Source organism: Enterobacter sp. 200527-13 (assembly GCF_027924865.1).
GTDB lineage: Bacteria > Pseudomonadota > Gammaproteobacteria > Enterobacterales > Enterobacteriaceae > Enterobacter > Enterobacter ludwigii.
Genome location: NZ_BSCM01000001.1, coordinates 346,096 through 361,335, shown reverse-complemented (window position 1 = coordinate 361,335; position 15,240 = coordinate 346,096). Strand labels below are relative to the sequence as shown.

At 46.2% G+C, this 15,240-nt stretch carries 13 protein-coding genes; 7 read left to right on the top strand and 6 right to left on the bottom strand.

Annotation, left to right across the window (positions count from 1 at the left end):
- Nucleotides 1-28: 28 nt before the first annotated feature.
- From QMG44_RS01615 to QMG44_RS01600, 4 genes are all read right to left on the bottom strand, one after another.
- Nucleotides 29-439, bottom strand: coding sequence for a type II toxin-antitoxin system VapC family toxin (locus QMG44_RS01615; protein ID WP_126488690.1), 411 nt, complete (start codon nucleotides 437-439; stop codon nucleotides 29-31).
- On the bottom strand, nucleotides 436-624 hold the full coding sequence (gene vapB / locus QMG44_RS01610; RefSeq protein WP_126488692.1) for a type II toxin-antitoxin system VapB family antitoxin: 189 nt from the start codon (nucleotides 622-624) through the stop codon (nucleotides 436-438). The genes QMG44_RS01615 and vapB overlap by 4 nt, the downstream gene beginning before the upstream one ends.
- Nucleotides 625-717: 93 nt before the next feature.
- Nucleotides 718-3,960, bottom strand: coding sequence for a P-loop NTPase fold protein (locus QMG44_RS01605; RefSeq protein WP_232931733.1), 3,243 nt, complete (start codon nucleotides 3,958-3,960; stop codon nucleotides 718-720).
- A 742-nt stretch (nucleotides 3,961-4,702) separates the two neighbouring features.
- The gene (locus QMG44_RS01600) at nucleotides 4,703-5,821 is read right to left on the bottom strand and encodes a hypothetical protein (protein ID WP_126488694.1); all 1,119 of its coding nucleotides are present in this window, start codon (nucleotides 5,819-5,821) and stop codon (nucleotides 4,703-4,705) included.
- A gap of 148 nt (nucleotides 5,822-5,969) precedes the next feature.
- Here QMG44_RS01600 and QMG44_RS01595 point away from each other — a divergent pair, with 148 nt between their 5' ends.
- The 3 genes from QMG44_RS01595 to QMG44_RS01585 all read left to right on the top strand — a co-directional run bounded on the left by QMG44_RS01595 (nucleotide 5,970) and on the right by QMG44_RS01585 (nucleotide 8,086).
- A complete protein-coding gene (locus tag QMG44_RS01595; RefSeq protein ID WP_047024409.1) occupies nucleotides 5,970-6,797 on the top strand; it encodes a ParA family protein in 828 nt (275 codons plus the stop codon).
- Nucleotides 6,797-7,081, top strand: a complete 285-nt coding sequence (locus QMG44_RS01590; protein ID WP_047024408.1) for a hypothetical protein — start codon at nucleotides 6,797-6,799, stop codon at nucleotides 7,079-7,081. Before QMG44_RS01595 ends, QMG44_RS01590 begins: the two co-directional genes overlap by 1 nt.
- A gap of 378 nt (nucleotides 7,082-7,459) precedes the next feature.
- Nucleotides 7,460-8,086: an RES family NAD+ phosphorylase gene (locus QMG44_RS01585; protein WP_126488696.1), complete on the top strand. Its 627-nt coding sequence runs from the start codon at nucleotides 7,460-7,462 to the stop codon at nucleotides 8,084-8,086.
- 29 nt (nucleotides 8,087-8,115) lie between these two features.
- On the opposite strand, the gene QMG44_RS01580 is transcribed toward QMG44_RS01585, so the two are convergent.
- Nucleotides 8,116-8,790 carry a hypothetical protein gene (locus QMG44_RS01580; RefSeq protein WP_126488697.1) on the bottom strand — a complete coding sequence of 225 codons (675 nt, stop codon included), beginning with the start codon at nucleotides 8,788-8,790 and terminating at the stop codon, nucleotides 8,116-8,118.
- Between the two features lie 217 nt (nucleotides 8,791-9,007).
- Between QMG44_RS01580 and QMG44_RS01575 the strand changes: the two genes are divergently transcribed.
- From QMG44_RS01575 to QMG44_RS01560, 4 genes are all read left to right on the top strand, one after another.
- Complete coding sequence (locus QMG44_RS01575) at nucleotides 9,008-9,712, top strand: tyrosine-type recombinase/integrase (RefSeq protein WP_232931734.1); 705 nt, start codon at nucleotides 9,008-9,010, stop codon at nucleotides 9,710-9,712.
- 15 nt (nucleotides 9,713-9,727) lie between these two features.
- Complete coding sequence (locus QMG44_RS01570; protein ID WP_232931735.1) at nucleotides 9,728-10,828, top strand: hsdR; 1,101 nt, start codon at nucleotides 9,728-9,730, stop codon at nucleotides 10,826-10,828.
- 145 nt (nucleotides 10,829-10,973) lie between these two features.
- Entirely contained in the window at nucleotides 10,974-12,224 is a 1,251-nt protein-coding gene (locus tag QMG44_RS01565; RefSeq protein ID WP_126488701.1) for a HEPN/Toprim-associated domain-containing protein, read from the top strand.
- 203 nt (nucleotides 12,225-12,427) lie between these two features.
- The gene (locus tag QMG44_RS01560) at nucleotides 12,428-13,786 is read left to right on the top strand and encodes a hypothetical protein (protein ID WP_047024402.1); all 1,359 of its coding nucleotides are present in this window, start codon (nucleotides 12,428-12,430) and stop codon (nucleotides 13,784-13,786) included.
- 305 nt (nucleotides 13,787-14,091) lie between these two features.
- Here QMG44_RS01560 and repE read toward each other — a convergent pair whose 3' ends face one another.
- Entirely contained in the window at nucleotides 14,092-14,847 is a 756-nt protein-coding gene (gene repE / locus QMG44_RS01555; protein ID WP_047024401.1) for a replication initiation protein RepE, read from the bottom strand.
- Nucleotides 14,848-15,240: the final 393 nt, after the last annotated feature.

The window sequence follows — 15,240 nt, the reverse complement described above, 5'->3', positions numbered from 1 at the left end:
GCAGCGCCAGACCGCCTGTTTTACAGCGTTATTTTACCCAGTCTTCCAGCACAAGACCTGGTACCCGCTCAAATTCCCGCGTATTGTTGGTCACCAGCACGGCACCGACGGCGATGGCGTGCCCGGCGATCGCCGTGTCGTTCTGGCCGATTGGCGTCCCGGCCAGGCGCTGCGCCACCTTAATCTCCGTGGTGGCGTCCACCGCCGAGCGGTCCCAGGGCAGGACGGCATCGAGGCGGGCGCAGAACGCGTCAGCCAGCAGCTGCGCGACGGGCCCTGCTGCCCGGGCGGCAAATGAAATCTCAGACCAGGTGATGGCCGAGACCACGATGCGGTGACCCCGCAGCACCGCCTGCTCTAGGCTCTTCAGCAACGCTTCCGGCTGCTCGCGCATGATGAACGAGCAGATACAGGTGTCCAGCATATAGGTTTTGTTCACAGGTTAACCCGTCCTTCGTCGCAGACCACGTCCCCGCGCTCTGCCATAAAGTCCGGATCGGCTTTTTCAAGCGCCAGGAATGAGCCCCAGGTCGGCCGGACGGGGCGCAGGATGATGCTGTTCCCTTCCCGGACGATCTCGAGCTCGTTCACCCCCTCAAAATCCAGATCGCGGGGCAGGCGGATGGCGCGGTTCTCTCTTTTTCCGCTGAGATCCGAAAAAAGGTATAACCGGAAATACCATCACAAGCTCCCCGCAGTGTGCTTGTTTGTGCTGAGCTAAGAATTTTGAATTAAGCGTTTCTTGATGTATTGAGACGACTCCGTTAAGCCAGGGAACAAATCAAAATTTTCACATACGACATGACTGACGCTCTCGGCATCCTCGGCACTCCAGCTGCTCAGCGTCAGATTCTGCGCATCAAGCCATTCACGAAGAACAGCGTCATCGAGAGAGCGCGGGAACAGTGCGGCGATTGCCCGGCGCGATGTTTTCTTTTCTGGTTCGCTAAAGACAAGCACGTCATGAAAGTCACGTATAACTGCAATTCGTCTTTCAATACTTCGGTCACCTTCGAGTAAAATGTCATGGAGTTCGCGAAGTATTTCTGTGCGCTGGACGGGATCCATAACTGACCACAAGAAGCGTATATTCTTACCGTTATCAGATTTGGACACGTCTGATGTACGATACCATTCGGCAAAAACATGCGTAACGGCGTTTGAAGAAACAAATCTCCCAGACTCTTTCATTCTGGAAAGAACGAGTTCTCTGTTTTTATTCAGCACACCGAAAGCAGTATGCAGGGCCTCTGCATCAGCAAAACAAGACTCACTCAGGGTGATGATTTTCTCCTGCACTAATGGCAACGATTGTGTTCTGAAGATATCATCGATAAACTGACGATCCAGCACCTCTAGGTTTTTTTCGTTAATATTGGCAGCCAGAGCCTCCTCCCTCTCGAACATCGGTCTTAATATATCTACGTCATCTGATAATGTATGAATGGCTTGGTAATATGTACTTACATACTGGACAGTATTAATATATCCAAGCTTGTTGTCGACGAAGATAGAAGTAATAGCCTTGCGTACATACGACGCTGCGATATCATGGCTCAATGATTTTATCACCGTCTGGAATGAGTTCATATAGATGAAATAGTAAGAAAGGTATCTGTTAAAGTCTTCATTTTCGGTGAACTCATCGGCATAGATGGAAATTGATGTGTAGTCATTGATCGCCACCATATGTGCCACAACCTGAGCTGCAAATTCCTCTGGATGAGAAGCCTGAATCTCTTTCTGGTAAGGTATGAGCTGAAGGTATCCGGCTGAATACCATTCTTTGTTAAATATCAAATTTCTGAATTGATAAATATCATTAAGGGGTAAGCGTTGGGAAAAATCAGCATAATCTTTAGATACCGCAGTTGGTAAAAAACCGCTTTCATTTTCAATTAGTTTTTTAATAACTTTACTGCCTAAATCAAAGAACCGGATAATATTTTTGTTAAATATGTCACTATCTGTATGAGAGAGTTCAAAGCAAAGCATCTTATTGGTCTCAGATTCCACCAACGATAATTTGCTTATGTGTAAGTTGGGATATTTTTTTTCTCTGTTCAACAGATACATCGAGTAAACTTCACCAGAAAGATCAGCAGTGATCTCACTTAACAAATTTCGCCCGGTCATACCTGAATAAAAATCTGCTTCCGTAAGCAATTCGGTAACATAATTTTCATCATTGCTGGGTGTGGCCTGCAGAAGCGTAAGCTCCCTTACCAAGTGTTCACTCTGACGAACGATAAAGGCTTCCTGTCCAATGTAACCACCCGCGACTAAATTAGCGACACTTTGACTAAAGTGCTGCCGGAAAGCAGCGCGGTCTTTAATTGCATAAGTGGCATTCAGTATTCTTACTGAATCGCTAATTTCCTGGCGAATTTGATTGATACCTTCTGCAGTTAGTTTAGCGACGGTCTCCAGCCAGTCCTGCATTGAAATTTGGGCAGAGCAACGCCTCCATGCATGGCTGAAGCCATACAAACCTGACAATTTTTCAAGGGCAACGGAATCGCGGTTTTTAATAGCTTCCGTCAATGGGGTATCAAACAACTCAGATCGTGCCAGTGCCACAGATGACTGGAAATGGATACTCATCAGGTATTCACTCCATCGCTGTGTGTCATTTAAAAACAGACGATTCAGCTGCTCCTGTGTCGCCTGCACTTTATCCTCAAAATCGTTTGGTGCTAAACCAGCATCGTTGCCTGTATTAGAACGAAGCAGGGAAGTTACCTCTCTTTCATTGTATCTGACAAACACGATATAAAGTGCGAGCAATACATATTCTTCCTGGCATGATGCAGATACCGTTAATTGAAGGATATGAATGTCATTAACCAGCTTTTTCAACAGCCTCGGTGTGATTCGCGGATATTCATTCGGACGCCACCGTTCAAGTATTAAAATGGCTTCTGAACAGGATAATTCACCTTGTTCATATACTGTTTCTTTCCACATTTCCTGAAACGCATCCTGCCATCCGGCAGTGATTAATGGTGGCACAGTGAATGTAACGGGGATACGTTTTGCAATGAATTCGCGGCCAGAGTGTCCTTCAACAAGAAGTGATTTGGCCACCTGCCGTGCTGAATAGGGTACAATGATCCTGAACTGCTTGTGCGTGGTACCGGAAATAAGCTCCATATCACTCCACAGTTCCTTAACCTTATCTGAGTTAATTCGGTCCAGATTATCAATTATCAGAATGAATTTTGCATTATTAGGAACTGTTCCGCATTCTGTGAAACCTGCCAGCGCATTTATCAGTTCAATCGTTCCTATTTCTCTGCTGATAAGCCATGTCTCAGAAATTCTGTCCACACTATTCTGTTTAAAAAGATCGCCGACGGTTACAATCTCTTCTATTTTTCCGCGTTTTTTTCTTATTTTAGGATGAATGAGTTTGAGCCACAACAGTAGTAGACCGGGAGACAGTGCAGCAAGCAGTTCAAGGCCGATAATAGGCGGTGAAACTACGCCCGTGCTTTTCAGATAACCATTCAGATCCAGGAGGAGATACCGAACCATCTGAACAGAAAGAAGGCACAAAAGTATGAAACTCACCGTCCACCAACTTAGCCTGCTTTTGACTTGTTTATCATACTCGACGATGTTACCCAAAGCTTTATTTTTGAGTGTTTCTAGTTTTTCCTTGTTCACGCCTCTGCTGTTATTTATCCCCTCATAAATAACCTCTATTAACGCTTTTTTTGTATTTCCATAATGGTATAGCTCTGCATCAAAGTTAATAAATGTATACTCAGGAGAGAGTGTTTTTTTCAGAAACTGAATGATGGTAGATTTTCCTGACCCTAACTCCCCTTCCAGGCCAAGAATATTTATATCTTCTGTTTTAATAACTTTTGTCATCTGATCAGCTACTTTTTGGTGGCTTTCGCCCCGAAAAAGGTCGCTACCAGCTGGCATTTCTTGCTGAAGTTTAAGTGTCACAGGCTCTCCTTTTTGCCATTAATTTAATGAGCTTCTGGTAAGTTGGATAAACGAGCAGCAGAGGAATTACAGACGTGCTCACCTTTTCATCATAAAACCACTGACGTGCATTTTTCCAGCACCTTCCTTCATATTTCTCTCTTGCGTCATAATCCGGATTACACGCCACCTGAAAACCCTTTCGCTAATCCGGAAAGCAATAATTTTTTCCTATCTGATCTTTTCGATGCGTCTTTATGCGACTATCCACCTGTGCACATAGGGGGAGGGCCTATCAGTGACGCCTGAATCAGATGAACTGGCTGCCCAGCTTGCTTGCAATAAAAGAACAGCTAGCAGGAACATGTGGATGTATCTTGAAAAACCAGTCGGTGAATGGCCTGCACTCCAGGTTACGTGGAGTGAAGAACCAGATGGAAGGTATTGGGCTTTTGATGGGCATGAAGCCGAAAAGGAACAGGGCGTGTCTGGATTAACACCGGCTTCTATGACGACCTAGATCCATCGACTTGGTCTGATGCAACTTGTTACTTTCAGGTCCGGCTTTACCGAAAACTATCGTCATTAACACCCCTGTTGCCAAGAGTTAAAAAGATCTCTTTTTCTGCAGAGGTGCAGGCGGGGTAATCCCAACCAGTATGTATCCGGATAAGCTGAGCACTGAAGAACAACGCCCAGCCTGATACCTCTTGACAACCAAATAACCACAAGAACCCAATGGTCAAAATTCCGTCAAGCGGGATTACGGATCTGGAATAGATTTCGGTGCGCGGAATATTTTTTCTGCAAGCAGCTGGAGCGCTTCGGTATCGTCAATTCCACCTTCCTCCAGCTGCTCGCTTCGGCAAAGCAGGTCTGAAATTTTATCCAACAGATCGAGAATGAGACTGATAGCCTGGTATAACTCCGGATCGCGAGTTGGATTTTCAAAAGAGTTCTGTGCCCGAGGAAAATGAGTCACTGCAAGGTTGTCCCGGTTGAATAAATCCCAGTATTTCTCAAGACGTTCGGCTTCATTTGCCTGAATCCATTCGCCGTTAGCGTCTGTGCTGAACACCTGTAAACGGTACGTATGCAACGTATGTTGGTTATGGGAATGTGGGGGCATCTTGTAAAGTTTAACCCCCCAAACTAGGTCATTCAGTAAGGTATGTAGTTTTCCATGAAGTGCTTCAAGCGAGGCACGGTAACCCATGAACAGCTCCTGATTAAAGCAGACCGACACAATATTCAGCTCGTTGAATAACTCCAGAAGCCCATCAATCAGGATATGACACCAGGTGTTGTTGAAAGCTGGATATTTCAGAGCCGAAACCGACATCCACTGAAGCTGGTTCACGGGAGTGGCCAGATACTCTGAGTACTTCATGGTTTGATTACCAGCCGTTACTTCCACCTGGTCCAGATAGTTTTTAACTAACGGGTCTATCATCCCTGATATCCTACTGGCAAGAAGCCCCCCCGATTCAAGAAATCTCTCAGCGGCATCTGAATTACCATTTCTCAGAGTTTCGAACCGACTAAAGTGATAGAAGATTTCACCCTGTAGGGCTCCGAAGTTAGTGTCGATCATAAAATCGAGTTTATCTTCAATCCGGAACTGACCTGCATGCAGTCTTTGATATACCTGCCTGATGTGTTCTGAAAGAAGTCGTTGAGAGCAGATAATCTGGTCGTTTAAAGCTAAAAACATTGCCGGCGTATAGCCAGATTCAGACTCATTCGTTACCGTTTTGAGGTTAGCCACAATTCGTCCGGTCTTTCTGTCACGAACGGTCAAGCCCATAACTTCCCATGTTCCATCGTCAATTTTCTTTTGCGCCCCAGCGCTCATAAAGGGGGTGTATGATTTTTTTTCCATTGTGTTTATAGCCTTAGCTGAGTATTACCGGGCCTTGAAAACAAAAAATGAGGTCAAAATGCAATATCAATGTAGTACATTTGTATTGCCAATGAAATCAAAATAGATTACAACTCAGTACAGTTGGTAACTATATGCGAGAGCTATCATGGCTAACAATGTACAGCAGAAGTCCGCAAAGATAATTGCGATAATGAACAACAAAGGCGGTCCAGGTAAGACGAGCTCCGCCACTAACCTGGCTGTCCACTACGCAAGGTCAGGCAAACGTACGCTGCTGATGGATTCCGATCAGCAGGCTAACACCACTGAAGTGGCTGCAAATGGAAAGAAATACTATTCCATGTATGGCCCTACCATCTGCGATCTTTATAGTAATGCTCGCCTGGACATCCATGATGTCATTGTTCCTGCAATGGCCGGCGATACGCCAATCCCGAACCTCGATCTGGTACCTTCAGACCCGACATTTGAAAAAATCATCGAGCAGACCCTCACACGTAGCCATCGGGAAAAAATTCTTGCTCGCCATCTTGAGAAGATCCGGGACGAATACGAGTACATCATTATCGATTGTGCTCCGGGTCTGAATATTGCGACCGGTAATGCCATTTATATCGCAGACCATGTTCTAGTCCCTGTCGATGGCGGCAGCTTCTCTTTGAGTGGTCTGGAAATCATGCTGGATTATATGGATGAGATATCGGAAGAGAATTACTCACGATTCAGCGTTTTCCGTAATAACTATAATGCAGCAAATAAAAAAATTAATACCTATATTGAATCGGCATTGACCACGCACGAAAGAATATCTCCACGACTCTTGAAGAGCAGGATCCGAACAGACCAGGCGATTGTACAGTCTCAGGTTGCTTGTGTTCCGCTGTACTACTACCAGAAAAGTGCAATGGCGTTAGTAGACTACGCCAAGCTTGCGCGTGAACTTGACGAAATTATCAGCAGTGAGGCAGCGTAATGTCAAAAGAACTTGTCCGGCCAAAAATGGAGAAGCCGCAGCGAACTGCAGCAGGAAGCAGTCTGACTAACATTGCCGCTAAAAAGAAAAATACGACCGGTGAAACGCCCAAGACAGTCCGTATGACCCCGGCTGAAAAAGTACTGGCACAGGAACTGGTCGAACAAATCCAGGCCCTGACGCATAAGAACATCACGGTATCGACTTTACTGCGTGCAGGTCTTTATCTGGCCAGGTCCGCCGGCCCGGAGAAGGTGCTCAAGGCAATCAAAGAGAATATCTGAAAGCATACGCTTGTATTACATGTGAAATACATTTGTATTCTGTAAAAGACTATCTGAACACAGACACATCCCATAAAACGTCCTTGTGAAAGGACGTTTTTTTACGGACTTACATCCGCAGGATTTGCAACCTGGAATATGTAATTCTAACGCCTTCCCTACCAGAATGCGTAGTTTATCGTAATTTTTCCTCTGTCTTTCAACTCCTTAAGTCAAACTTGTTTCCCGTCATGTATTATATCCCCAGTCGTCAGCTTAACGGGCGGCTACCTCACGTTGCGTCTGGATTACGGACGCAACACACTCACAAAATCTGAGAGGATTTCCCTATGGAAACTCAAAGAATTAGATGTTTGAATTATACGGAGAGAATTTTTTATGAATCTATTTACTGGAGACCTACATAATGTAGTAGCTCAAATTTTTGCCAGCGCTGAAAACACATATTGCCAGATCGTAAAAGAAATGGCGGTTGATACTGTTTTTTATAAAGTTCAGGACCAGTATCACGGTGGAAACGGTATTTATTTCAACTTTAATGCTGAAAACCGTTTTTCACTTATCAGTAAATCCAAAGGTGTTATGTATCTGGCGACAACGCCACATACGGGACTGAAAGAGTATTATCAGGAGTATGAGTTTATTGATACGGAAGATGATCTTGAACTCAACTGTATGGCGGAGATTCAGGCAGCCCGCACAATCAAAATCATTGATTTAGCTGCCCTGGCCCCGCTTCTGAAAACTGCTCTCGGTGATTTGATGGGACCAAAAACTGTGTATGCCGATACCCAGTTTCTGGCCGAAGTGCTGTCAAATTATGCTGATGGTATGGAATATTTGTCACGACACACCGGCAAACCTTGTATTGCCCTGTGGTCCGATGCAGCGGATGGTCATGGCATGCTGAAGAATCTTTCAGTCACGCCGTTGACTGAATACAGTCATAACGGAATGAGCGCGAAGAAAATCTTAAAATCTCATTTAAATTATAATGTTACCTGAGATGATAAATGGGCCGTGAGGCCCATTTTTTACATCGTATGGTTAGTTCCGAAGTTTTCAGCAAGAATTCTGAAATGCGCCATCTCTTCAGGAGTGGCTCCCCGACGTAGCGCTTCCACAATAGAAACCTTCGTCTCTGTTCCCGGAATTTCTACTTCACGGGTAAAAAACTGGCACTTTCTGACCGCACTAGTCTTATGTTTCATCAGGGATAATAATTCCGGGATGCCGGCCAGCATGCCACCTTCTGAATTTTTCTCGCGGGTGCAGAACTGAAATACCGGATAAAGATTTTCAGCTCCCCATTTAAGGAATATCACTTCACCACGATTGCCTTTTTTAATCAGGGTCGGAACAGTTGTGGCCAGAATTTTAATGGCTGCGGAAGACTTATGTACCCCTCCGGATTTTTCGAGAGATTTCAGGAATAACTCTCTGGCTTCTGCGCGCTCTTCCTGTTCCTGTTTTTCAGGTGTTTGTGCATTGATTAACGTCTGCAGCTGAGCCTGATTTCTTAACTCGGCCCAGAATTCTTCATCCTGCAGCGTAAGTAGATCCATCAGCTTTTCGCGTGGCAGTTCATGCAATGCCTCAACGAACTTGGACCCCACATTATGAATGCGGGCCAGTAAAAGCTGGTTTTCAGTGTGCTCTTGGCTTTTGAGGTGAGCACGGGCTTTAGGTGCATAACTTGCGTTTGTCATAGTCGCCTCGTCTCGGGTGTTTAAGATTTCCATGAACCAATAATACACAAAATCTTAAAGAAGTGCAATTTTTGCACTTTCTGCATTCTCTGCAAAATCAGCATTCCGATTTCCGCTATTCCAGGAATCCTGAGTCACGCTGAGGGCAGTTTGTCACAAAACACAACATACAGCCCTCTCCTCCCCTGCCCTGTCCCATCACGGACAGCCGGCAGGCATGGACTACGGCCGTGCGCTCTCCCTTCGAGAGATGGCGCGGCACTACACGGAACTGCCAAAATACCTTCTGGCTCCGGAAGTGGCCGCGCTGCTGCACTATGTCCCGGACTGGAGCCAGCACGCTTTTTTCAATACCCTCTGGAATACCGGGGCACGCCTGAACGAAGGTCTTGCCCTGAGACGGCGTGACTTCCACCTTAACGAGAGCATTCCGCATGTCGTTCTGCGCACCGCCAAGCAGCGACGTGCCGGCGGTGGCCGTCCGCGCAAGGGAAAAAGCGCCAATCGTGTGGTGCCGTTATCTGACCCGGCTTATGTCGATGAGATTCGCCGGCTGTTCGCCAGCACTAGGGAGCAGTTTGAGGACGACCCCGTCACCGGCGAACGTCGTGCGCAGCCGGTGTGGAATGTGTCCGACCGGACGGTGCGTAACTGGCTGGTCCGGGCCACAGATGCAGCAAATCGCGACGGTGTAAAACTGAGTATCGACGTCAGTCCCCACACGTTCAGGCATAGTTTTGCGATGCACCTTCTATATGGCCACGTTCACCCAAAGGTTGTTCAGGGACTGCTGGGGCACGAGAAGTTTGAAAGTACCGAAGTTTATACGAAGATATTTGCACTTGATGTGGCCGCCAGTCAGCAGCTACGGTTCACGCTCGATACTAGCGACGCGCTCGAGCTGCTGCGGGGAACAAAATAATACAGGGAAATAAAGATGACCGACGAAGATTTTCAGATTGAAATTCCTAAGAGCGTTAAGCTCAGCCAGGATGTTGAGGCGCTTATCAATAATGGTCTGGATTTTCTGGAACAGGCACGGGAAGAGCTGGAGGCATCACAGCCAAAACGCTCGGTCGTCAGTTTCTGGACTGCGGTTGAAATACTACTGAAGGTTCCTCTGGCCCATGAGCACTGGAGCCTGGTCTGTAGCAGAAAGAAAACCCCAAACAAACAGTCCTACCGTGATGGTGATTTCCAGTCAATCAGTTATGACGAAACCCGCGACCTTCTTCGCCATGTGCTTGAAAAGCCATTGAGCGATGAAACACATACCATTTTCGATAAAGTCCGGAAGCACCGCAATCGTCTGGTTCATTTCTTTCACCCTGAGTTTACTACCATCCAGATGAAGCAGATCCTCAACGAACAGGCCGATGCCTGGTTCAGGCTGAATCAGCTTATTCGTAAGGACTGGCGGCATATTTTTGGCGAGGACTTATATTTCAAACTGGCTCAAGATGAAAGGCGCATGTTGGTTACGTCTCAATACTATATAAATGCGAAATTCCGCTCTCTCGGACACAGACTGAAAGCGCTACGCGAGAAGGGAGTTGAAATTACGAAATGCAACACCTGCCGCAAAAATGCGGGTATCCACTCCGTGATCACTGGAAAAGGTAGGCACACACATCATGAAACAGACTGCCTTGTCTGCGGCTACGTCACGGACCTGTATCTTGACGTAATATGCCCACATTGTGCTACAAGCCAGCGCATTGAGCAGGACGGTGAAATCAATTTTACCTGTAGTCACTGCCATCATACTTCTTCCCGGTATGACCTGCTTGACGAATGTACGCTCAGCCCCCAAGACCAGTTGATTGATGGCGGGCCTGCCAGCTGCTCTGATTGTGGCGGTTACGAAACCGTTTGTGAGTTCGGTGAAACATACCTCTGTACGCAGTGCCTGACTCTTCATGACTCGGTCGGCTCGTGCGATTACTGCTCAGGGAAATCAACAAATATTCAAGACAATGGTCCATTATTCGGATGTGAGTTTTGTGGTGGAAATCATAATCTCTGGGAAGATGAGTAATGTATCGTTGACATGCATTACTAATGTAATTCTTTTGTATTTCAATTGAATTACTCATGCACGTCTAATGAAAACTCACTAAGGTTAATAAAACATACATTTGAAATACAGATGAATCTCAAATGTATTACAATTAAGGAGTTCTATGTCAACGTGGACCAGTATCTCTGTCGGTAACTTCACTCTGTACGATACGCAGAATGACTATCATCAGTGGTATTTTCAGGAGGGTGATCGTGTCAGGGAGATTGACAAAGAGGAGGACGGGGTCTGGTCAAAAGAAACGTTTATCGGATATCGAACGACCGTGGCGCAGATGCGCCGACGGTTACAGCTGAACGGATATGACCGGGCCGCTCTCGAACGGGATTTTTCGACTGCCAATGAGTCCTGGAAGGCGGAATCTATTGCGGAGCTGGCTGAACTTGAAAGCGAGGAACCTCCCTGCGGAGAAGATTACCGTCAGTACAGAATCACCTGGCTGAAGCACATCATCACGGTTCTTGAAAAAGCGACGCTGGATGACTGGCTTGAGCGGTTAAATAAGGTGGCATGTTGGCCGAGTAATGAGAGTAATTTTTCCCAACGTTTGAAGTGGGTTGAAACCGGTGATCCTGTGCTTTCCCTGATGGTCAGCCCGGTTGACGACTATTGCTCCTGGGTTGGTGATTCGAATTTTAATTTCCCGTGTACAAAACAAGACTTTTATTCCTTAGCGGTTCTGCTAATCACTGAAGATGACGCTCTATGCGAACTGGACCTGAAATGGCTCATTTCGGCAGGATGGGTAGATGATTTTGACGATCTGGAAGAACAACATGCAGGGGCCACACAACCGCTCAGACATGCCAGACAGAGCCTTTCTGAATTAAGTGCATTGGTAACCTCTGCACCCGAAAACCCTGTGCTTTTGAGAATGTGTTACTCCGGCATCATAACCATCATGGAAGCTTACCTTGCAGATATCCTCATACGGGCTGTAAAGCATCCTTCGGTTAAGCGACGTTTCGTTGAGAGCTATGATAAATTCAAGAGCAGCACCAGAAAACCTCTTTCAGACATTTATAACCAATTAGATTCTCTCGATAAAGTTATCGAAGAGGAGCTATTCAGCCTGTCATTTCACCATATCCCGACAGTGACAAAACTCTATCAGGAATGCCTCCTTATCCGTTTCCAGCCCGATATATTGAAAGATATAGCGCGTTCAGTGATCATTCGACACGACATTGTTCATCGAAATGGCCGGGATAAGAAAGGGAAGCACCATTTAATTGAGTGTCATCATGTAAATCAGCTCGAGACTCTCATGCACGAGTTTCTGGAAGGTATAGATAAACAGATTCTGGATGGACTTCAACTACCATTCCATAATGAAAATGAATTGCAAATGTAATTCTTTTGTATTTTATTTGTATTTCATTAATGAAAATACATCGTCGAAAAATGAAGCACGAGAGATAAGTTGAATCTCAGTACCTGTACTTCATTTTCATTCATGAAGCATGTTTATTGCATTTCTTTTGTATTACTTTTGTATTGCTTTTGAAGTTGATTTCAATATTATTGAATGAAGTTTTTCGCTGTCAGGAGAAAGGTATGGAACTGGTCTGGAAAAAAAATCCCAGAGGGCGGTTTGAGAGGAAACTAAATCTGGCTGAAAAGGAAGCCCTGCTTCACGTATTTAGTAATGGGCGGAAACCAGGCCAGGCAGATTTACGCATTGTGAACATGGTTCTCGACGAGATGGACAGAAAGGAACTGTGGATCAAGTGCGACTGTGTTGAACCTGACCCTGAAGCTGAAGGCCCATTTAATTGCGAAGTAAACGTGGCTAAGTTACGTCATGTAAAGACAACTAGGCCGCATGACGAACAGTGTCCTCTGTTTCGTCTGAAAAAAGAGAAAGACGCTGACAACACGGCTGTTGAAGGTAAAACAAGCCCACTGAATCCAGTAGGCGGAGATGACTGGCTCCCTGACAAGAAGAAGGATGCCAGAGCTGCCCCCGTGGAAGGACCGGTAGTACCACATAAGCGCAAGCGTAAAATGCTGAAACCCGTTCCGGCTCTGGGGCGTAAATTACTGACACTTGTCCAGGCTGCGGGCCTGAACCAACTTGAACTGGTTCCTGAGTACCAGAGCCCCGGGCTTACGGGCGCGATCAACAGGCTAAAAGACGTGCTGGAAGACCACTCAATGAGCAACGGCACACCTCTGAGCAAGTTATTCAGCTGTGTACCCTGGTTAAGCATCGAGCGTATTGGTTGCATGCTTTCAGAGCTGGAAACTGTTCTGGGTACCAATAGCCAGAAAAAAGAACCGTGCGTGTACGTCATCGGGATAGCGACAGAGGTCAGCCGGGGAGAGGTGGTCTTCAGCGTTCGTGGGAAAAACTTTGTTCACCGGCCGGAGGCTCGGGTCAGTATCAATGGTGAAAATACATACAATGTCGGCAGTCGCGCCCCCTACTGGACAATTCTGGAATACCGGAGGGGGGGAGATGGTAACGTTTATTGCCATGAAGGCTATGCCCATGCCGCCTACACGCTGGATAATCCAGTACCTGTCGACAGTAACAAGGAGCGTGACACCCTGAAGGTGATCATCAACGCCTGCAGTTATGCCGGTCGTCAACCAAATCATCCGGATGCGATAAGTCTCAGCAAACCCTTGTTCACGACAAAAAGCATCAAGGACGGTGAAGAGGAAGACATTCACCCTGATTTTATCCTGAACGTAGCACCAGCCAAAGAAAATTCAGTGACGACCTTCATCATTGAAACGATGGGGTATGAGTCCAGGGAATACATCGAGCGCAAACAGAACTCGCACAGCTGGATGGAGCAGGAAGGGGTGCTGTTAACCGATCCTCCGGGCTGGCCAGCAGCTTCAAATAAAACATTTAACAACGTTCTACTCAGACACATTTTCACCGCAGGAAAAATGCGTAAATAGTGCTGAGGCCGACTTATTTCAGGCAAAGTGGACAAGTAGCCCTCAAGCTGAATTTTGGGATGGGGGGGTTATGCTATCTGTGACAAATGACACTCAGTGCTCAAAGGAATGAGTGACAAGTTGCCCTTAGCTAACTGTGACAAATTACCCTCAATCAGCGATAAAAAACTAAGATTCTGAGCAGATGGGAACCATAATTGCAGTACGGTTGGGGTGTGAGGGGAACATCTGTGACAAATTACCCTTAATTTTAGAATCTAAGTGTGACGAACCACCCTCGGCTTTGTGACATCTAGCCCTCAGATTCATCCAGAGGAGATGGATGTTATGTCACTGAAGGAAAAGACTATATGAGTAGTCTGGCGGCCTTTCTTTTTCTCGATATACGATAACCGCATCGGCGTTCTGCTGTTGATCTCATCGACGCTCGCCTGCAGGAAACGACGGCGGAAGTCTGGCATACGCTGATAGCTTTGCGGAAGCTGGTAGCGCTCCATGATCCAGTCAATTTTCAGGGATACAACGCCAGAGCCATCCGGCTTACGATACTGGCATAGCGACTCGTACAGACGCATGGCATAAGGATTGGTAATCTCTTTCGTTTCACTGAGCCGGAACTGTGTAAATCGGTTCTGGAGACCAATGAAGAAAGGGATGAGGTAAGGGTTGATATGTACGCTGTACAGCCCTCTGGAAGGGCTGTGAGCACGTTTGATAAACCACGGAAAGGATTCATATCCCTTTTCATCGCCTGCATCTTCTTCAGGGCGATAAAAGACCACTTCCTTACCTGCAAACCCCTTCAGCGCCTGACGGATATCTTTACTGGCCTCGGCGGAGGTGAGGCCGAAGGTTTCCGCATATTTAGCGACCTGAATTTCACAGATCCCATCATGCTCATGCAGCGAACCGTCAGATTTTCTGATCTGGTCCACAAAGAGATAAAGCATACGCTTTTGATCGCGGGACAGACTGTATGCCGCTTCAGTCAGTTCATTTGACTGGACAATTCGCGGGCTGTTCTTACGTTTTTTATGGTTAATAACCGCAACTTCCGTCATGACAGATCCGTGTAAAGTGTGACAGGATTTTAGATTGTCACACTAATTAAAAAAGAGTCAACAGATAGAGATAACTTTGTGAATTACAGCAGTGTCTGAGGGCAATTTGTCACAGGGTTAAGGGCAATCTGTCACAGATGAACAGGGGTTTTGAGGGTGATTTGTCACACTGAAAGGGCAAATTGTCACAAAGAACCTTCTCAAACCCGCATGAATAAAGGGCTGAGAGGTGTTCTAAAAAGGTAAACCTAACAACCCTTTAAAAAGATCTTATAAAAATATGCCCGTGGATAAGTGGATAAGTGGATAAGTGGATAAAGCAGAGTAGGGTATCCATTAAACACTGAGCGTAAGCGGAATATATATGTTCAGTTCCCTGGTGCTTCCTCGCTC

Bases quoted from the DNA above. Each gene is read 5' to 3' on its own strand.
- QMG44_RS01600 (WP_126488694.1), bottom strand. From the start codon at position 5,821: ATGGAAAAAAAATCATACACCCCCTTTATGAGCGCTGGGGCGCAAAAG.
- QMG44_RS01595 (WP_047024409.1), top strand. From the start codon at position 5,970: ATGGCTAACAATGTACAGCAGAAGTCCGCAAAGATAATTGCGATAATG.
- QMG44_RS01590 (WP_047024408.1), top strand. From the start codon at position 6,797: ATGTCAAAAGAACTTGTCCGGCCAAAAATGGAGAAGCCGCAGCGAACT.
- QMG44_RS01585 (WP_126488696.1), top strand. From the start codon at position 7,460: ATGAATCTATTTACTGGAGACCTACATAATGTAGTAGCTCAAATTTTT.
- QMG44_RS01580 (WP_126488697.1), bottom strand. From the start codon at position 8,790: ATGACAAACGCAAGTTATGCACCTAAAGCCCGTGCTCACCTCAAAAGC.
- QMG44_RS01575 (WP_232931734.1), top strand. From the start codon at position 9,008: ATGGACTACGGCCGTGCGCTCTCCCTTCGAGAGATGGCGCGGCACTAC.
- QMG44_RS01570 (WP_232931735.1), top strand. From the start codon at position 9,728: ATGACCGACGAAGATTTTCAGATTGAAATTCCTAAGAGCGTTAAGCTC.
- QMG44_RS01565 (WP_126488701.1), top strand. From the start codon at position 10,974: ATGTCAACGTGGACCAGTATCTCTGTCGGTAACTTCACTCTGTACGAT.
- QMG44_RS01560 (WP_047024402.1), top strand. From the start codon at position 12,428: ATGGAACTGGTCTGGAAAAAAAATCCCAGAGGGCGGTTTGAGAGGAAA.
- repE (WP_047024401.1), bottom strand. From the start codon at position 14,847: ATGACGGAAGTTGCGGTTATTAACCATAAAAAACGTAAGAACAGCCCG.